Source organism: Bifidobacterium favimelis (assembly GCF_037963085.1).
Classification (GTDB): Bacteria; Actinomycetota; Actinomycetes; order Actinomycetales; family Bifidobacteriaceae; genus Bombiscardovia; species Bombiscardovia favimelis.
In genome coordinates, this window is sequence record NZ_JBANDZ010000001.1 from 329,187 (window position 1) to 347,636 (window position 18,450).

At 66.5% G+C, this 18,450-nt stretch carries 10 protein-coding genes; 9 read left to right on the top strand and 1 reads right to left on the bottom strand.

Annotated features, from left to right (window positions below):
• Nucleotides 1–7: 7 nt before the first annotated feature.
• From V6584_RS01245 to V6584_RS01260, 4 genes are all read left to right on the top strand, one after another.
• Entirely contained in the window at nucleotides 8–1,390 is a 1,383-nt protein-coding gene (locus tag V6584_RS01245) for a Maf family protein (protein ID WP_340468636.1), read from the top strand.
• 144 nt (nucleotides 1,391–1,534) lie between these two features.
• A complete protein-coding gene (gene pulA / locus V6584_RS01250) occupies nucleotides 1,535–6,961 on the top strand; it encodes a type I pullulanase (RefSeq protein WP_340468637.1) in 5,427 nt (1,808 codons plus the stop codon).
• A gap of 111 nt (nucleotides 6,962–7,072) precedes the next feature.
• Entirely contained in the window at nucleotides 7,073–7,966 is an 894-nt protein-coding gene (locus V6584_RS01255) for an ABC transporter ATP-binding protein (protein WP_340469686.1), read from the top strand.
• The gene (locus V6584_RS01260) at nucleotides 7,963–9,396 is read left to right on the top strand and encodes an FtsX-like permease family protein (RefSeq protein WP_340468638.1); all 1,434 of its coding nucleotides are present in this window, start codon (nucleotides 7,963–7,965) and stop codon (nucleotides 9,394–9,396) included. The genes V6584_RS01255 and V6584_RS01260 overlap by 4 nt, the downstream gene beginning before the upstream one ends.
• Nucleotides 9,397–9,404: 8 nt before the next feature.
• Here the strand turns inward: V6584_RS01260 and V6584_RS01265 are convergent, their stop codons facing one another.
• A complete protein-coding gene (locus tag V6584_RS01265) occupies nucleotides 9,405–10,349 on the bottom strand; it encodes an AEC family transporter (protein ID WP_340468639.1) in 945 nt (314 codons plus the stop codon).
• Between the two features lie 489 nt (nucleotides 10,350–10,838).
• On the opposite strand from V6584_RS01265, the gene V6584_RS01270 reads away from it, so the two are divergent.
• The 5 genes from V6584_RS01270 to obgE all read left to right on the top strand — a co-directional run bounded on the left by V6584_RS01270 (nucleotide 10,839) and on the right by obgE (nucleotide 18,359).
• Complete coding sequence (locus V6584_RS01270) at nucleotides 10,839–13,826, top strand: Rne/Rng family ribonuclease (protein ID WP_340468640.1); 2,988 nt, start codon at nucleotides 10,839–10,841, stop codon at nucleotides 13,824–13,826.
• Nucleotides 13,827–13,979: 153 nt separating this feature from the next.
• Nucleotides 13,980–14,288 (top strand): 50S ribosomal protein L21, encoded by a 309-nt coding sequence (rplU, locus tag V6584_RS01275; RefSeq protein WP_340468641.1) that lies wholly within the window; start codon nucleotides 13,980–13,982, stop codon nucleotides 14,286–14,288.
• 34 nt (nucleotides 14,289–14,322) lie between these two features.
• Complete coding sequence (gene rpmA / locus V6584_RS01280) at nucleotides 14,323–14,574, top strand: 50S ribosomal protein L27 (RefSeq protein WP_340468642.1); 252 nt, start codon at nucleotides 14,323–14,325, stop codon at nucleotides 14,572–14,574.
• Between the two features lie 245 nt (nucleotides 14,575–14,819).
• A complete protein-coding gene (locus V6584_RS01285) occupies nucleotides 14,820–16,619 on the top strand; it encodes a glycoside hydrolase family 2 protein (RefSeq protein ID WP_340468643.1) in 1,800 nt (599 codons plus the stop codon).
• A gap of 66 nt (nucleotides 16,620–16,685) precedes the next feature.
• Nucleotides 16,686–18,359, top strand: coding sequence for a GTPase ObgE (gene obgE / locus V6584_RS01290; RefSeq protein WP_340468644.1), 1,674 nt, complete (start codon nucleotides 16,686–16,688; stop codon nucleotides 18,357–18,359).
• The last annotated feature ends 91 nt before the right edge of the window (nucleotides 18,360–18,450 follow it).

The window sequence follows — 18,450 nt, forward strand, 5'->3', positions numbered from 1 at the left end:
GTGATTCATGACCATCCCAGTTATTTTGGCCTCCGGGTCCCCATCCAGGCGGCGGGTCCTCTACGATGCGGGCATCATGCCCACCATCCGGGTCTCCTCCGTGGACGAGTCCGGCCTGTTGGAGGCGGCCCGGCGGAGTGAGGGGGCCGGCCTGCCGATAGGGCGTCAGGTCGGTCTCCTGGCCAGGGCCAAGGCCCAGGCCGTCAACCGGGCCTACAGGGAGGTCGCCGAGGTCTCGCGCGAGGCCACGGGCCAGGCCCTGGTATCCCGCCCCCTCCTTCCCGGCCCCGCCCGGAAGTCCGGAGGGGCAGGCGGAACCACAGGCGGGTTGGGGGACCAGGAGGATGCCCTCACCGCCGAGGACCTGCCGACGCTCCTGGCTGGCGAGGGCTCCCTTGGGTCTTCTGGGGTGGGCCCCCTGATCATCGGCTGTGATTCCATGTTTCTCTTCGACGGGGAGATCTACGGCAAGCCTCACGACCCCCAGGTGGCCCTCAGCCGGATCGAGGCCTTCAGGGGAAGACAAGGTCAGCTGTGGACCGGGCACTGCCTGATCGATTTCGCCACCGGAGACATGAGGGAGGGGGCCAGCTGCGCCACCGTCAGATTCGCCGACTACACGGATGCCGAGGCCGAGGCCTATGTGGCGACCGGGGAGCCCCTGGAAGTGGCGGGGTCTTTCACCCTGGAGGGTTATGGGGCCGCCTTCATCGAGGGGGTCGAGGGGGACCCGCACGGGGTCCTGGGAATCAGCCTTCCCCTGGTCAGGCGTCTGGCCGCCGATCTGGGCATTGCCTGGGAGGATCTGTGGAACATCCGCCGGGGTGGGCAGGGAGCCCGGCTGACGGACCACGATAAGGCGGCGGCCTCCACCCCGCCCGAGGGGAATGTCCGCCAACCGGGCGACGGATGGGTGGATTGCGCCTGCGGTCACAGGCATTGGGGTCTCAACGGCGCCTCCGGCGTCCTCCTGGTCCGCCGGGACGGGGAGACGGGCGAACCGACGGCGGTGGCCATGCAGCACCGGGCCGTCTGGAGTGCTCAGGGAGGCACCTGGGGTGTCCCCGGAGGGGCCATCGCCGACGGGGAGAACCCCGTGGAGGGGGCCCTGCGCGAAAGTCACGAGGAGGCCGGCATCGACCCGGAGGACATCGAGGTGGTCGGCACCTTCCGCGAGGACCATGGACCCTGGGCTTACACAACGGTCTTCGCCTTCGAGCGGCCAGGCCGGCAGGTGGATCTGAAGGCCAATGACGATGAGAGTCTGAGCGTGGAGTGGGTCCCCATCGACCAGGTTCCCGACCGCCGGCTCCTGGCGGCTTTCAAGGCCGATTGGCCCGGCTTCCGCAAAAGGGTGGAAACCCTGGCCCAGGAGCACCGCCAGGGGTAGCCCCGCCTGTCCTGCAGGGCCCCGCGCCGCCCTCCGCGCCGCCATATGGTGGATTTTGCCATCTGACGGTTGTGGGTTACCATTAATCTGCATAAAGATGCAAACGTATGCAGACCTCAGGTAATCAAGCACAAGGATTGGGTGATGATTATTCAAAGAAGAATATCGACAATCAGAAAACTAGCTGCCATAGGTATTACGACTGCCATGGCTGTGACCGCCCTGGCCCTGCCTTCCCAGGCCGTCCCGACCAGTGGGACCGGGAATTCGCAAACGATTGCACAGCCGGTGGATTCCGCGAGTGCCATTGGGGGTGATGACGTCATCGTCATCGCCTTCCAGCAGAACTGGCGGTCCGTGGCCAGGCAGTGCACCCAGGTATACGGGCCCGAAGGGGTCGGTCATGTCCAGGTGTCCCCTCCCCAGGAGAGCGTCGTCGGCAGCCAGTGGTGGACCTCCTACCAGCCCGCAAGCTACCGGCTGGATTCCAAACTGGGCAGCGAGGAGGAATTCAAGACGATGATCGCCACCTGCAGGGCCGCAGGTGTCGGTGTGATCGCAGATGCCGTCATCAACCACATGGCGGGCACCTTCACGGGCGGAGGCACCCGGAGGGGGACGGCAGGCAGCGAGTACGACGGGGATGGTTCCTTTCCCGCCGTCCCCTACGAGGAGGGGGACTTCCATGCCTGCAAGACCAACGTGGACGACTACACCAACGCCGACAATGTCCAGAACTGCCGTCTGACCGGATTGCAGGACCTGGACACATCCAAGCCCTACGTGCAGGAGAAACTGGCCGATTATCTCAACCACCTGCTGAATCTGGGCGTGGAGGGGTTCCGGGTGGATGCCGTCAAACATGTGGCCACCCAGGACGTGAAGGCCATCAAGGCCAGACTGGCACAGAAGAGCGGCCGCCCGGCCGATGAGATCTTCTTCGAACAGGAGGTGATCGGCGGGGCCTCCGAGGCGGCGCAGACCCAGCCGGCCAACTACCTGGACAACGGGAAGGTGTCGGAATTCAACTTCACCAACCACCTGTCCGTGGCCTTTTCGGGAGACATCACCGATGAGGCCAGGGGCCTGTCCAAGGTGGGAGGGGCCGGATGGGTCCCGTCCGACAAGGCCGCGGTATTCGTCACCAACTGGGATACGGAGCGGTCCAACGCACTCACCTACAAGAAGGGGTCCAGATACCTCCTCGCCAATGCCTTCATGCTGGCTTACGGCTACGGACAGCCGCATGTTTACTCGGGCTACTACTTCGACGACAAGGACAGCGGGGCCCCGGGCGCCACGGAGACCTCGGTGCCGGACGTGCAGTGCCCCGCGGACGGGTCCATGAGGTCCGGGACCTGGCAGTGTGCTGAACGTTGGACGGCCATCAGGGGGATGATAGGTTTCCACAGGGCCGTGGCAGGCACCGACATGCGGGACTGGAAGAACTACGACAGGAACGTACTCGGCTTCTCGCGTGGGAGGAGCGGCTACCTTGCCATCAACAACGGCGATGCCCCCTCCAGTCAGACCTTCCATACCTCCCTGCCTGCAGGGACCTACTGCAACGTCTACGCCAGCGGTGACTGCTCCGACACGGCCACCGTGGACGGATCGGGCCTTATGACGGCCACGGTCCCGGCCCGCTCGGCCCTGGCCGTCCACACCGGCGCCACACGGGAGGGTTGGACCGGCACAAGCCGGGACGACCCTGCCGACCCCGACCTGTCGCGGTTCGACCAGGGGGCCAGGCCGGCCACCGATACGGGCAGGACGATCTATTACATGCCATCAGGCGATTGGCCCTCGGTCACGATGAGGTACACCGTCGACGGGTGGGCCACTTTCCGGGACCTGGCCATGAAGGATGCCGGCCACGGCTGGAAGAGGGCCGACGTGGACCCCAAGGGGGGACGTTTCGAATACGTCTTCAGTGACGGCCTCGGCCACTGGGACAACCCCTCCGGCGGCGGCAACTACACGGCCGGCGGGCACTGGACGACCGTGGACGGGCACCGGGCCACACCCGGCATCCCGGAGGAGCTCAGGCCTTACCATCCCCGAACCAGGGTGGTGGTCCATTACAAACCGGCCGATGAGATGAAGAGGGGAATATACATGTGGGGGACCGACAAGGACGGAAATGCGATCGCAGGCGCCCACCACGCCTTCACGGGAGAGGACGGTTGGGGCCAGGTCTTCGACACGACCCTCGACGGTGCCTACGATGCCGGCAAGATCAGCTTCATCGTCACCGACGCCCAATGGAACAAGGTGGGAGGTGACCGCAGCCTGAACGCCTCCGACGGGACCGCCGAGGTCTGGGTGGATGGTTCACACCCCGACCGGACCCTGTCCCAGGCGCCGGCAGGCCAGGCCAAGACCCCCAGCTCGGTGGACGTGACCATCCACTACCACCGTCCGGCCGATGACTACGCCAGCGGTGACGGATCCAAGGCCTGGGATGTCTGGGGCTGGTCCGACAGCGCCAACGGGGCCGCCCATCCCTTCAGCGCGCATGACGGTTACGGACTGATAGCCAGGTACCACGTCAACGGTTCCCGCCCATCCTTCAAGATCCGCTATGGGGGTGACGCCTGGGAGGCTTCGGACCCCGACGTGGACCGGTCCATACCGCAGACCGCCATGACCATGAGGGCGGACGGGACGGCGTCCGCCGAGATATGGCTGGTGCAGGGCGATCCGACCGTCTACACCAACGGTTCCCTCCTGGTCACCAGGAAGAGCATCACCAGGGCCGATATGAGCGCCTTCCGGACCATTTCGGTCAGGCTCAACGCTCCGGCGGAAGGGATCGATGCCGGCGACGTCCGACTCACGGACGAGGGTGCCGGCGGTCCCGCCGTGACCGCGGTCAGGGTGGATGGTTACCTGCTCACGATCACCACGGCGGACGACCTGGATGTCACCAAGCCTTACAAGGTCAAGGTGGCCGGCTTCGGCAGCGCGGTCATCCACCTGGGTGCGGTCGTCCGCTCCGACGAGTTCGACCGGAGGTTCGCCTACACGGGGGACGACCTGGGTGCGAGGACCCACGGCGGAAGGACCGTGATCAAGGTCTGGGCCCCGACCGCCGTACAGGTGGCGCTCAACGTCTACGCCGCCCTGGACAACACAGCGCCTGCGGACGGCAGGCCCCTGGCCATGGCCCCCTCCGAGCGGGGGGTATGGTCGGCCACGGTTGACAGGACCGACTTCGCCTACGACTTCACGCTGACCTTCGCCGATGGGACCGTCAACCAGTCCGTCGACCCCTATGCCAGGGCCTCCACAGTCAACGGACTGCGTTCCGTGGCCCTGCAGGACGGGGACACCGAGGTCGAAGGTTCCGACAAGAGGATGAAGCCCTTCGGGCCGGCGACCGATGCCGTCATAGCGGAGACGGACATACGCGACTTCTCCATCAGGCCGGATTCCGGTGTGTCCGCCGAGCGCAGGGGGCGTTACCTGGGCATGGTCCAGACCGGGACGAAGACGGACAAGGGTGCCGTCTCCGGCCTGGACTACGTCAAGCGACTCGGAATCACCCACGTGCAGATCATGCCCATGTACGACTACGGCAGCGTGGATGAGACCGGGGACCTGAGCTATGACCCGCAGAACACCCACGGGACGACCGGAGCCCAGAACTGGGGCTATGATCCGGTGAACTACAACGTGCCGGAGGGATCCTACTCCTCCGACCCCACCCGTCCCCAGGTCCGCATCAAGGAGGTCAAGCAGATGGTCAAGGGCCTGCATGACCAGGGGATCCGGGTCATCATGGACGTGGTCTACAACCACGTCCAGGACCCGTCGTCCCACGCCTTCGAGCGGACCGTCCCCGGCTACTACTTCCGTCGGGACCGGGAGGGCAACCTGGTCAACAACTCAGGCGTCGGCAACGACACCGCCTCGGAGCGGGCCATGATGCGCAAGTACATCGTGGACTCGGTCACATACTGGGCCGGGAACTATAATCTGGACGGCTTCCGTTTCGATCTGATGGGCCTCTTGGACCTGGAGACCATGAAGGAGGTCCGCGCGGCCCTGGACAAGATAGACCCCTCCATCATCGTCCTGGGAGAGGGCTGGGACATGAACACGACCATGGACAAGGCCAGGATGACCATCCAGGCCAACGCCCATGAGCTGTCGCCGGCGCGGGGCGACAACGGAGTGGCCTTCTTCAACGACTCCATCCGGGATGCCCTCAAAGGGTCCGTCTTCGACGACCGGTCGACCGGATTCATATCCGGTGATGTCGATGCCCCCGGCCATGAGGGAAGGGAACGTCTGATCGCAAGGAATCTCATGGCCTGTTCCTCGGGCGGGGGTGAGGAGGCCGGCGGGACCGCCTGCAGTGCAGGGGCCCGGTACGGGTCGCCCGGCCAGGTGGTGCAATATGCCGAGATTCATGACAACCTCACCCTTTACGACAAACTGGTCAAGAGCCTGCCCCGAAGGCAGGGGCAGGATGAAGAGGAGTATCGTCAGGAGATCCGGGCCAGGGCCCGCCTGGCCGACTCCGTCGTCATGCTCTCCCAGGGCATGCCTGCCATCCAGCTGGGGCAGGAGTTCCTGAGGACCAAGGGAGGTGACGGCAACAGCTACCGGTCGGGTGACGCCGTCAACGCCATCGATTGGGACCGCAGTCAGCAGGAGGGAGACACGGTCGCCTACATGCGCGGGCTGGTCGCCCTGCGCCGGAGGATACCCGCCCTCCGCCTGTCCACATACGGGCAGATCGCGCGGCAGATGACGGTCATCCGCCAGGACCACGGGGTCGTCGCCTACCGGTTGGAGGACGGCGACCATACATATGTGGTCGTCATCAACGCAAACGAGGAGGCTACCAGGGTGACCCAGGTCCCGGCCGGTGAATACACCCGGCTGGTGTCCGAGGGGCGGGTCTTGGCCCTTCCCGCCGGTGAAGGCGCACTGCCGCAGGCGTCCCCTTCGGCCCGCGCGGCCGGCGACCGGCTGTCCGAACTGGTCGGCGCCGAAGGATACATGGCCCCGGCCCTGTCCGCCACCGTCCTGAAAGCTGGGGCGCCGGACCCGGGTGACGAACCCATCGAGCCTGGTGATGGTGGTGATCCCGGTCATCCTGGTGGTGGGGGTGAGCCTGGTGATGGTGGTGATCCCGGTCATCCTGGTGGTGGGGGTGAGCCTGGTGATGGTGGCGATCCCGGTCATCCTGGTGGTGGGGGTGAGCCTGGTGATGGTGGCGATCCCGGTCATCCTGGTGGTGGGGGTGAGCCTGGTGATGGTGGCGATCCCAGTCACCCAGGAGGCGGGACCAGCTCTGGTGACGACCATCAAGGGGATAAGCCGCAGACAGGAGGTTCGCATGCGTCCGGTCCCCATTCATCCTCCGAACCCGTCCCCGGCCGAGGGCGCGGGAGGGACGGTGATGCCGGGCACCGGGAAGACCCCGTCCATGACGGTCCACTGCCCTCGACGGGCACATCGATAGCTGTGCCCATCCTGTTCGCACTCCTGGCCGTGGTCGGCGGGGCGATCCTCCTCTCGCCGCGCATATCATCCATCAGGATGATGCGCCACTGACACGGCGGTCCTTCCGGTGCCGGAGGGGGGACGGCAATTCATCCCTGGGTCCGATTCCCCCTCCCCCTGCCGTCCCATAGGCTCGGATGCATGACATGGACACACGAGAACATGAGCACAGGTGGAAGTGGGCGGACCCCCTCCCTGAATGGCAGGCCGGAAGGGGGTGCGCCCATACTGGAGTGCGACCGGGTGGTCGTCGACTACAGGTCGCGCCGGTCCGTCGATCCTCCGGTCGGGGTTGCGGGTACGGCCCCGGCGCTCAACGGGGTCTCCTTCAGACTGGCCCAGGGGGAATCCGTTGCTGTCATGGGACCTTCGGGTTCGGGCAAATCCACCCTCCTGCACGTCCTTGCAGGAATCATCAGACCCACTTCGGGGATGGTGGCCTACCGGGGCGAGGACCTCTCCGCCCTCGGTGACACCAGGAGGACCAAATTGCGCCGGACCGACTTCGGGTTCGTCTTCCAGTCCGGCCAACTCCTGCCTGAACTCCCGGCCGTCGAAAATGTGGCGCTTCCGCTCATGCTGGCCGGGATGGACTACCGGAGGGCCACCCAGGAGGCCATGGGATGGTTGGACCGGTTCGGACTTGTGCCTCTGGCCCGGAGCCGTCCCGGTCAGATGAGCGGGGGCCAGATGCAGCGTGTGGCCATCGCCAGGGCCCTGTGCATCGGCCCCAGTGTGGTCTTCGCGGATGAACCCACAGGGGCGCTCGACCAGAGGACAGGCCACCAGGTCATGGGGATACTGACGGCGGCCGCCCGGGCCAACGGTGCTGCCGTCATGGTCGTGACCCATGACCGTTCAGTGGCATCCTTCTGCTCCCGGACCGTCACCCTGCGCGACGGTTCCCTGATCGATCCCGCCACTGGGATGCCCCTGGGGCCTGATGCCGCTCCCGGCCGGACATTCCAAGACAGGAGGCCCACCTGGCAGGCCATGCCACCAGGCGTACAGGCCGGGCAGGAGGGCCGGCGGGCCGGGGAGGGTGATCTGCGATGAGCATGTTCCGCCTGTGGCAGATGCTCAATCGGCGCGGTTCCGCCTCCAAGACCCACACCGCGGTCCTGGCCGTGATCGCCTTTGCGTCTGCGACCGCCATATTCCTGACCGTCCTGGGAGGGGTCCATGCCTTCATCTGGAGGGCCTCCGCCGGGCATACCATCTCCTGCGCCTTCGATGGTCTTTGCGGGCCCGGCATTTCCGGTGTCGCGGAGGGACCTGACTCCCTGTATGTGGTCCTGGCCCTCTTCGCCTGCCTCCTCCTCCTGGTCCCCTTCGCCACCCTGGCGGCTTCGGCCGCCCGCCTCTGCGCCGCCCGGCGGGATGCCCGTCTCTCAGCCCTGCGGCTTGTCGGCGCCACCAACGCCCAGGTGGTTCGTCTGACCGCCCTGGACACGGCCTTCCAGGCCCTCTGCGGCGCCCTGTTCGGGGTCGCCGGCTACTTCATCCTCATGCCGGCCGTCATGTTGCTGAAGTTCCAGGGCAGGCACTTTGCCTTCCATGAGCTCTGGGTGGGTCTGCCCGCCCTCCTGCTGACGGCGGCCGGCGTCACGATGATGGCGCTTCTGGCCTCCGTTTCGGCCCTGCACCGGGTGGTCATAACCCCTCTTGGGGTGAGTGCCAGGGTCGGGACAGGACAACCCGGGGTCTGGAGGTTCGGGGTCGTGGCGGCGGCCTTCATCACGGCCATCGTGGTCTTCAAGACCCCCCTGATCCGGTATTTCGGGACGGCGGTGGCGGTGGCGGTGGTCATCGGTTTCATCGTCATCTGCTATGCCCTGCTCAACCTCCTGGGCCCCTGGGTCATCTCGGTCAGGGCCAAGGCCCGGGCCCGTCACCCAGGCAGTCCGGCGACCCTGATTGCCATGAGGCGAATACTCGACAACCCCAAGCGGGCCTGGCGCAACGTGTCAGGCATAGCGCTGGCGGTCTTCGTGGCAGGCATCACCTCGGTATGCTCCTACCTGGCCGCCAGTGGTTACGATGACGGCGCTGCCGCCGGTGATGACGGCCCTGTCCAGCGGGCTGCCGTGACCCTCCTGCAGGACATCGGCACGGGAGGCCTGCTCACCCTGGTCTTCGCCGCCGTCCTGGCTGCGGTCTCCTGTGGGATCATGCAGGCCGGCAATGTCTACGATCAGGAGGATGAGTACCGGATGCTGGCCCTGGAAGGGGTGGACGCCTCGGTCATGGACCGGGCGCGGCTGACGGAGGTGATGACCCCCCTCAACGTGGTCGTCCTGGTCGCAGGGTCCTGCTCCCTGCTCCTCATGCTCCCCCTGGTCGGCTCCCTCCTGACGCGGCCACAGACCCTGGTCGGGCTGGTCGTGGGAATCGTCCTGTGCTACCTCCTGGTCTCGGTGGGGGCCCTGGCATCCAATCGTGTCGCCGCCGGGCTGGATCTGCTGGATTACCGGGCCGACGACTGATCCTGAGGTCAGCTCAGCAAGGCGGCGATCAGGGCGATGACCACCGGTGACGTGATCGTGCTCAGGAGGATCCCGTCCCTGGCGAAGGTCATGCCCACGTTGTATCTGGCGGCGTAGTTGTATACGTTCTGTCCGGTCGGCAGGGCGGCCAGGACCACGCATCCGTACAGCTCGGTCCCCCTGAACCCCATCACGAACCAGGCCAGGAGGAAGGCGATGAGGGGCATGACCAGGTTCTTCAGGGTTACCACGGTCAGGGTGGCTGCCCTGTCGGTCTGCTTGCGCATGGGCCTGCCGCCCTTGAGGGACATGCCGAAGGCCATCAGGATCATGGGGACCGCCGAGGCCCCTATCATGTCGATGGGTTTGAAGATGAAATCGGGCACCACAAAGTGGCCGGCCCAGGCGCTGATGGCCGAAATCGCGATTCCTCCCAGTGAACCGATCAGAAGGGGCTGCTTGAGGGGCTGCTTGGCCAGGGATTTCAGAGAGAAACGGCCGGTGGTGCTGGCATCCAGCACGGTCAGGCCGATGGGGGTGAAGAGGGCCTGCTGCATGACCAGGATCGGGGCGACCAGGGTGGGATCTCCCAGTATGTAGGTGGCTACGGGCAGGCCGATGTTGTTCGAGTTCAGATAAAGGGAATTCAGAGCGCCGATGGTGGCGTCGGCCGTGTCCATGTGGAAGCAGGTGGCGTTCAGAATGACGAAGAGGATGCCTACGGCGGCGGCCGAGAGGAAGGCGACGATGATGCTCGGGTGGAAGATGACGCTCAGTTTCTGCTTGGAGAGAATGGCGAACATCAGGCAGGGGCTGGAGACGAAGAAACTGAATTTGTTGAGGACCATCTGTGCCGAGGGCCCCCCGATACGGAAGCGGGCCGCCACGTAACCGACGGCTATCACCACCCCGATGATGAAGAACCCCTCCATGGCTTTGAGCAGACCGGGCATGTTTCCTCTTGACTCCCTCCCGAACGGTGCCGACCCCTCCCGGCTCTGCCGGGTCTTCCACGGGGCTGCGTCAGGCAAGGGACCGGCCTGGCGGCCGGTGCCCGTGGACGCAACCCCATTGTGCCATTGGCCGGCAGGCAGGTGCCACCGCCGTCTCACATCCTTGACCATGCCAGGGCCACATTCCGCCGACCGTGACAGCGACGGGGGCGATAGTGTGCGGAAATTCGCCGGAGAACACAAAGGAAACGATCTTGTGCCATACTAGGAACCGGTGGTTCTGCTTGACCACCATGCGGTGCAGACGTTGATCCCCTTGCATGAATCGCCTCAGGCGTATGCAGGCGACGGTGTCCGTCTGTGCACATGGAGACTTTTCGACAGTGATGTTTCGACGGTGCGCACACGCGCGGCCACGGTGAGAGCGTGGCGTGACAGGCCGTCGAAACCTCAGAAGCGGTGCGATGCAGCGCACCCGCAAGGAGCATTGTGCCCAGTAAAGACAATGAGGATCCCGAAGTGAACGGGTCCTCCTACACAGACAGCAAAAGAGCGGACACCAGGTCGGAGCAGGGACGGTCCGGCCGTGCGGGTGCGGGCGAAAAGGCCGAACCGGCTCCCGCTTCCGGCGGTGACAAGGGCAAGGAACCCCCGGCTCCCAGGCGGCGGTCAGGCCGGCGGGTGGTCCGGGTGGCAGGTGCCGCGGGCGCACGGGTTCCGGTCCAGGTGGAGGCCAAGGAGGGCGCGAGGTCCGATGCCCCGTCCGAGACGGCCAAGACCTCGGAGACAGGCGGTGCGGAAGAGGGTGCCGGCGAAGAGAGGTCTTCCAAGTCCTCACGGCCGTCCTCCCCCTCCGCCGGTTCCTCAGCCGGCAAGACCCGGACCCGCACACGTTCCGTCCGTCATTCCGCCGCTCCTGATGAGGGCGCCGAGGAGGGGGAATCCGCCGGCCGCACGCGCGGCGGTGAAGGTTCCGAAGAGGGGGCCTCCGGAAAGGAGACTTCCACCTCGCGGTCCGCCACCAGGAGGAGGTCCCGCCATGTTGTGGCGGCCGTACCGGATTTCGAGGAGCCTGAGCAGGCCACCCGCCGTTCTTCCGCCTCATCCCTAAGGAAGTCCGCGAAGGCCGGTGACACCGACCCTGACGATCGTCAGGAGAGGGCCCTGGAGGCCGTGGAGTCGCTGGGGGCCGGCCAGGGAGGGCCGGCATCGTCATCCAGACGTCCTTCCGCCAGGACGGTGCGCCCACGGGTCAGGCCCATGACCTCCCTCCTCTTCCAGGAGCCGGTCATCCCCGATGTCCCCGCGAGCGGCAGCCGCGAGGATGAGGATGAAGGGGACGAGGGCAGTCATGCCCGCCCCTCCCGGTCCACACGGAGGACCAGGTCCCAGCATGGCCGCTCCAGGCACGAATCCGAGGAGGACGTTTCCAGCGATTCCGGTGAGGAAGAGGAGCAGGAGGAGACGTCAACCCAGGGCCGCTCCCGCCATTCGCGCAGGCTGAACGCCCAGGAGCGCAGGGCGGCGGCCGAGGTCGAGCAGATCGAGGAGGACCTCCGCCAGGAGGGTTCCCCCCGGGATGACGACCAGGAAGATTCCGAAGACGGGCAGGAGAGGTCTTCAAGGACCGTCTCCAGAAGGCGCAGGTCGAAGTCCGACCGGGAGGAGGAAGAGACCGAGAAGACCTCGACCCGCCGCCGCAGGAGGACCCGTGACCATGAGGCCGACGAGGACGATGAGGAGGAGACCGCGCTCACCCGTCGCCGTCGCCGCCGCAGGACCTCCAAGGGGTCCGACGAGGAGGAGGCGCAGCCTGCCCGGCAGCGCTCGCGCAAGCAGCAGTACATCGACGAGATCACCGACGTGGAGGGGTCCACCCGCCTGGAGGCCAAGAAGCAGCGCCGGCGGGACAACCGTCGGGAACGCTCCCGCCAGTCACACATGGTCGAGCAGGACTTCCTCGCCCGCCGGGAGGACGTCAACCGTCTCATGGTGGTCCGCGAGAAGGAGCACCACACCCAGATCTCCGTCATCGAGGATGACATCCTGGTGGAGCACTACGTCTCCGACATCGAGGAGGTCTCCTCGGTGGGCAACATCTATCTGGGTCGGATCCAGAACGTCCTGCCCAGCATGGAGGCCGCCTTCGTAGACATCGGCCAGGCCCGCAACGGCGTCCTGTACGCCGGAGAGGTCAACTGGGATTCCACCCGGTTGGAGGGGCAGCCCCGCCGCATCGAACTGGCCTTCAGGTCGGGCGATCCGGTCCTGGTCCAGGTGACCAAGGACCCGATCGGCCACAAGGGGGCGCGGTTGACCTCCCAGGTGACGCTGGCCGGCCGTTTCCTGGTCTTGGTCCCCTCGGGCGGGATGACCGGGGTGAGCCGCAAGCTGTCGGATCATGAGCGTTCCCGGCTCAAGGGAATCGTCTCCCGCGTGGCCCCCAAGGACATGGGGGTCATCATCCGCACGGCGGCCGAAGGGGCCAGCGAAGAGGCCATCACCAAGGACCTGGAGAACCTCCAGAAGCAGTGGGAGCAGATCGAGGCCAAGCACAAGGAGTTCCTGCACGGCAAGCGCCCCAAGCTCCTCCAGGGGGAGCCGGACGTGGCCATCCGGGTGGTCCGCGACATCTTCAACGACGACTTCAGCCAGCTCATGGTCCAGGGCGACAGGGTCTACGACCGGGTGGAGAACTACCTGGACACCATGGCCCCCGACCTGAAGGACAAACTGGTCAAGTGGGACCCTGCCGAGCACCAGGGCAAGGACGTCTTCGACAAGTGGGGGATCGACAGCCAGCTGCGCAAGGGCATGGAGCGTCAGGTCTACCTGCCCTCCGGCGGCTCCCTGGTCATCGACCGCACCGAGGCCATGACCACGATCGACGTCAACACGGGCCGCTTCATCGGCAAGGGCAAGTCCCTGGAGGAAACCGTCACCAGGTGCAACCTGGAGGCCTCCGAGGAGATAGCCCGCCAGCTGCGTCTTCGCGACATCGGAGGGATGATCATGATCGACTATGTCGACATGGTCATGCCGGCCAACCGAGACCTGGTCCTCCGCCGCCTGGTGGAGTGCCTGGCCAGGGACCGCACCAAGCACCAGGTGGCCGAGGTCACCTCGCTGGGCCTGGTCCAGATGACCCGCAAGCGGGTCGGCCAGGGTCTGGTCGAGGCCTTCTCCGAGGAGTGCCCCACCTGCCATGGGCGCGGGTTCATCCTCCATGACGAGCCCACCATCTCCGCCTCCTATGACGATCCCTATGCAGTCAAGGGCGGAGACCCCTTCGTCAAGACCAACAAGCACGGGCACGGCTCGGCCCCCAAGGAGACCGTGGCCAAGGGATCCACCCCGGCGGTCAAGGCCAAACTGGCCCAGATCGCCGCCGCGGCCCAGGCCGCAGCCGATGATGACGGCAAGCCCGACGGGACCTCCCAGGAGGGTGTCGTCGAGGTTGTCTCCGATGAGGCATAGAGTGGTATTCGTTTTGTCGGAGTGCAAACGCATTTGACGCTGCGATGTGTTTGCTTATATACTAAAGAGCTGGTGTCCGGCCGTCCGCCTACCGCAAGGCGGGAACAAGGTTGCCGGATCCTGTCAGCTTCGGACAACAGGCAAGGTAGGACTATGTACGCGATTGTGAAGGCCGGTGGCCATCAGGAGAAGGTCGAGGTCGGTGACCAGATCACGGTCAACCGTCTCGCTGCCAAGAAGGGCGATACGGTGGAATTCCCGGTCGCGTTGGTGGTCGATGGCGCCAAGGTGACCCTGGCGGCCAAGGACCTGGCCAAGGTCACCGTCAAGGGCGAGGTTGTGGACGACGAGGCCAAGGGCCCCAAGATCAACATCCAGAAGTTCAAGAACAAGACCGGCGTGGCGCGCAGGAAGGGCCACCGTCAGCCGCTGTCCGTGGTCAAGATCACGGCCATCGCCTGAGTGGTCCGGCGGGTCTGAAGGAAAGGAACCAGACATGGCACATAAGAAGGGCGCTTCCAGCTCGCGCAACGGGCGCGATTCGAATCCCCAGTACCTGGGCGTCAAGAAGTTCGGCGGCGAGGCCGTCGTGGCGGGCAACATCATCGTCCGCCAGCGCGGCACCAAGTTCCACCCCGGCCAGAACGTGGGCCTGGGCAAGGACCACACCCTGTACGCCCTGGCAGACGGCAGCGTCAGGTTCGGCGTCCGCCGCGACCGCAAGGTCGTCGACGTGGTCACCGACTGAATCTCCGGTCCGATTTTCGAGGCCATCCCCCGGCGGGGATGGCCTCTTTGCTTATGTGCCGGTAGCAGGATGCCCCTCCGTGCCTGGGAGGTGGGGGGACGGAGGTACGGTCCCCGGTGAGGGGGAACGGGGTGCGCCGTCCGCGGCCGGTCGGCTAGAATCGTCCTGGTTACCCCGGTGGGGCCGGGCGGTCATCCGCCTCCCCGCCGACGCTCGGGGGAGAGTCTGAAGGACGGGGGAGGGCAATGACGGCGGAACGCACGTTCACCACACACGAAATACGCAGGCAGACCTGTCTGGACGGGATATGGGACTTCCAGCCCGTGGCTTTCGACGCCTCCGACGCCAACCCACGCGCCCAGGCGGAGCCCTCATGGCTGACCGGCGACAGGGACCCCCGGCAGGCCCCCTCCTGGCAGGCCGAACCCACCGACCCGTCCCACCCCCTGCCGACCCGGTACACCGAGCAGGCCGTGGTCCCCTCCTGCTGGCAGACCGACGGCAGGCACGCCGGCGCCTACAGGGGCCAAGCCGCCTACCGGCGTGAGGTGGTCATCGACCATCCCTGCAACATACGCCTGGTCTTCAAAGGGGTGAGCCACACGGCCAGGGTCTTCTGGGACGGGGCCCCGGTGGCCTTCCACTACAACGCCTACACGGCATTCGACCTCCTCCTGGCCGGGGTGGCCCCTGGACGGCACCGGCTGGAGGTCCTGGTGGACAACCGCTTCAGCGAGGACTCCCTCCTGCACGTCCCCAACGACTACTTCACCTATGGGGGGATCATCCGCCCCGTCTTCATGGAGGAGGTGCCCGACCTCTATCTGGAGGGGGTGGGGTGCCGGATCCGACACGGGCAAGGAGGGTGGACGGCCCGGATCGAGGTCGAGGTGCGTTCATGCTCACCCCTGCCCCGCACGGCCGACCTGGTCTGCGAGTTGGCCGGGCGGCGGGCGGAGGTCCGGGGGCTCGCCCTGCTGGCCGGGGTCAGGCGGAAACTCTGTCTGCGCATGGACTTCACCGACGGCCAGGTCCTGCCGTGGGACCCGGAGAGCCCAGTCCTCTATCCCCTCAAGGTCACACTGGAGGGGCCGGGGGCGGCAGGGGACGATCTGATCGACCGGGTGGGCTTCCGTACCGTGGGCCTGGTCGGGGGCAGGGTGGGCATCAACGGCCGTCCCGTCCTCCTGCGCGGCGTCAACCGTCATGAGGACCACCCCTCCTTCGGTCCGGCCATCCCCCTGTCGGTGATGGACCAGGATCTGAAGCTCATAGCCGACGCGGGCTGCAACGCCGTCCGGACCAGCCACTACCCCAATGACGAGCGCTTTCTCGACCTCTGCGACGAGAGGGGGATCCTGGTCTGGGAGGAGAGCCATGCCAGGGACGGGGACGAGGCCAGGATCACGAACCCCCTTTTCGTCAGGCAGTCCCTGGACTGCGCAGGGCAGATGGTCCGCCAGCACATGAACCACCCCTCCATCGTCATCTGGGGATGCCTGAACGAGGCCGCCTCCAACCGGCCCGGAGCCGTCGGCGTCTTCCGCAGCCACATGGAGCTCTTCGGCCGGGATGACACCCGCCTGCACACTTTCGCCAGCCGGAACCTGGACGACGACCTCTGCCAGAGGATGGTCGACATCTCCGCCTTCAACATCTATCCGGGCTGGTATGACCGGCGCAGCCCCGAGCAGATGGTTGACGCCATAGCCGGCCGCCTTGACGCCTGCGGACCCGAGGGGCGGCCCCTGATCGTCAGCGAGTTCGGCGGGGACGGCCTGTACGGTCTGCACGACCCGGGCCGTGGGCGTTGGAGCGAGGAGTACCAGGGTGACCTGGTGGCCGATGTGGCGGCCCGCCTCATGGCCCTGCCCCGGGTGGCGGGTCTCTTCGTCTGGCAGTTCTGCGACTGCCGGGTGGACCCGGAGTGGGAGACCGGATGGCCGCAGACCAGGCCTGGTCTGAAGAACACCAAGGGGCTGGTGGACGGGTGGCGCAGGCCCAAGGAGGCATACCGGCGTCTCAAGGACCTCTGGGGCCGCTGAAACGCCGGACGGCCGGTTCAGCTCTCAGTGCCCCATGTCAGGCGGCGTTGAGTACCATGGACCCCTATGAGCGCATTTGTGGATCGAGTCACCATCCATGTCAAAGGTGGCGACGGCGGCAACGGGGCATCCTCCATCCGCCGCGAAAAGTACAAGCCCCTGGCCGGGCCCGACGGGGGAGACGGGGGAGACGGGGGGTCCGTCTACCTCCAGGCCGACCCCAACGCCACAAGCCTTCTGGACTTCCGCTACCTGCCCCACCGCAGTGCGGGGTCAGGGACCATGGGCCTGGGCGGCGACAAGGACGGCAGCCAGGGAGACGACCTGGTCCTGTCGGTGCCCGTAGGCACGGTGGTCTTCAAGGCCATCGGGGCCGAAGGGGAGAGCAAGCATCCCGGCCAGCGCCTGGCCGACCTCAACCACGCCGGCGACCGCTTCATGGCCGCCCAAGGGGGAGTCGGGGGCCTGGGCAACCGTCATCTGGCCAACAGGGCCAGGCGGGCTCCCGGTTTCGCCCTCCTCGGCGAGCCGGGCCAGGAGAGGGACCTTATCCTGGAGCTCAAGTCCATAGCGGATGTGGCCCTGGTCGGCTTCCCCAGTGCCGGCAAATCCAGCCTGATCGCCGCCATGAGTTCGGCCAGGCCCAAGATAGCCGACTACCCCTTCACCACCCTTGTCCCCAATCTGGGCGTCGTGGAGGCCGGCGACCGCCGGTTCACGATGGCGGACGTGCCCGGCCTCATCCCCGGGGCTTCTGAGGGCAAGGGCCTGGGGCTGGAGTTCCTGCGCCACATCGAGCGCACCGAGGTCATAGCGCACGTGATCGACTGCGCCACCTTGGAGCCGGACCGCGACCCTGTGGGGGATTACAAGGCCCTGGAGGCAGAGCTGGCCAAGTACGTGGACAACCTGGAGCTCCCCCTGGGCGTCATCCCCATGGACCACAGGCCACGCGTGGTCATCCTCAACAAATGCGACCTGCCCGAGGCCAGGGAGCTGGCCGAATTCGTCCGTCCTGACTTCGAGGCCATGGGTCTCAAGGTCTTCATGGTCTCCACTGCCTCCCACGAGGGGCTCAAAGAGCTGGGCTTCTACCTGGCCTCCCTGGTCTCCGGCCTGCGCGAGCGCCTGCGGGCCCTGGCCCGGCAGAAGGAGGAGGAACGGGTGGTCATCAGACCCCTCCAATCGAAGGGGGGACGTGGTGACGGGCCCGCCTTCACGGTCGAGCGCCGTCAGGACCAGGCGGGCAACCACTGGTATGTGGTCCGTGGTGACAAACCCGAGCGGTGGGTCCGCCAGACCAACTTCGACAACGAGGAGGCCGTGGGGTACCTGGCCGACCGCCTGGCCGGGCTCGGGGTGGAGGACGCCCTGCGACGCGAGGGGGCCCGTCCGGGCGACGAGGTCCGCATCGGACCGGGCGACCAGGCCGTGGCCTTCGACTGGGACCCCACAATCGCGGCCGGGGCCGAGATGCTGGACGGAACCCCGCGGATCGCCCGTGGCAAGGATATCCGCCTGGAGGACGCCGAAGGCCGTACCAGGAGGCGGACCAACAGCCAGCGCCGGGAGGAGTACCACCGCATGATGGATGCCAAGCAGGCCGTCCGCCAGGTCATGGATCAGGAGCGCCGGGCCGGGCATTGGGCCGATCCGGCCGTGGACGACGACCCCCACGACCAGGAGGGCCTCCTGGGTCGCGGGCAGGATCGTCCGGCCTCGGCAGGCGGGGGAGACTGAAGCCGGTTTCTCCGGGCCGGCACGAAGAGGCCGCCGAAACCGGCGGCTCCCTCCGGGCAGGGTTCCGTTCCTGGCAGGCCACTGGATAGGA

Excerpts from the sequence above, each read along its gene's own strand:
- V6584_RS01245 (WP_340468636.1), top strand. The coding sequence starts at position 8 with ATGACCATCCCAGTTATTTTGGCCTCCGGGTCCCCATCCAGGCGGCGG.
- V6584_RS01265 (WP_340468639.1), bottom strand. The coding sequence starts at position 10,349 with ATGCCCGGTCTGCTCAAAGCCATGGAGGGGTTCTTCATCATCGGGGTG.
- pulA (WP_340468637.1), top strand. The coding sequence starts at position 1,535 with ATGATTATTCAAAGAAGAATATCGACAATCAGAAAACTAGCTGCCATA.
- V6584_RS01260 (WP_340468638.1), top strand. The coding sequence starts at position 7,963 with ATGAGCATGTTCCGCCTGTGGCAGATGCTCAATCGGCGCGGTTCCGCC.
- V6584_RS01285 (WP_340468643.1), top strand. The coding sequence starts at position 14,820 with ATGACGGCGGAACGCACGTTCACCACACACGAAATACGCAGGCAGACC.
- rplU (WP_340468641.1), top strand. The coding sequence starts at position 13,980 with ATGTACGCGATTGTGAAGGCCGGTGGCCATCAGGAGAAGGTCGAGGTC.
- V6584_RS01255 (WP_340469686.1), top strand. The coding sequence starts at position 7,073 with ATGAGCACAGGTGGAAGTGGGCGGACCCCCTCCCTGAATGGCAGGCCG.
- obgE (WP_340468644.1), top strand. The coding sequence starts at position 16,686 with ATGAGCGCATTTGTGGATCGAGTCACCATCCATGTCAAAGGTGGCGAC.
- rpmA (WP_340468642.1), top strand. The coding sequence starts at position 14,323 with ATGGCACATAAGAAGGGCGCTTCCAGCTCGCGCAACGGGCGCGATTCG.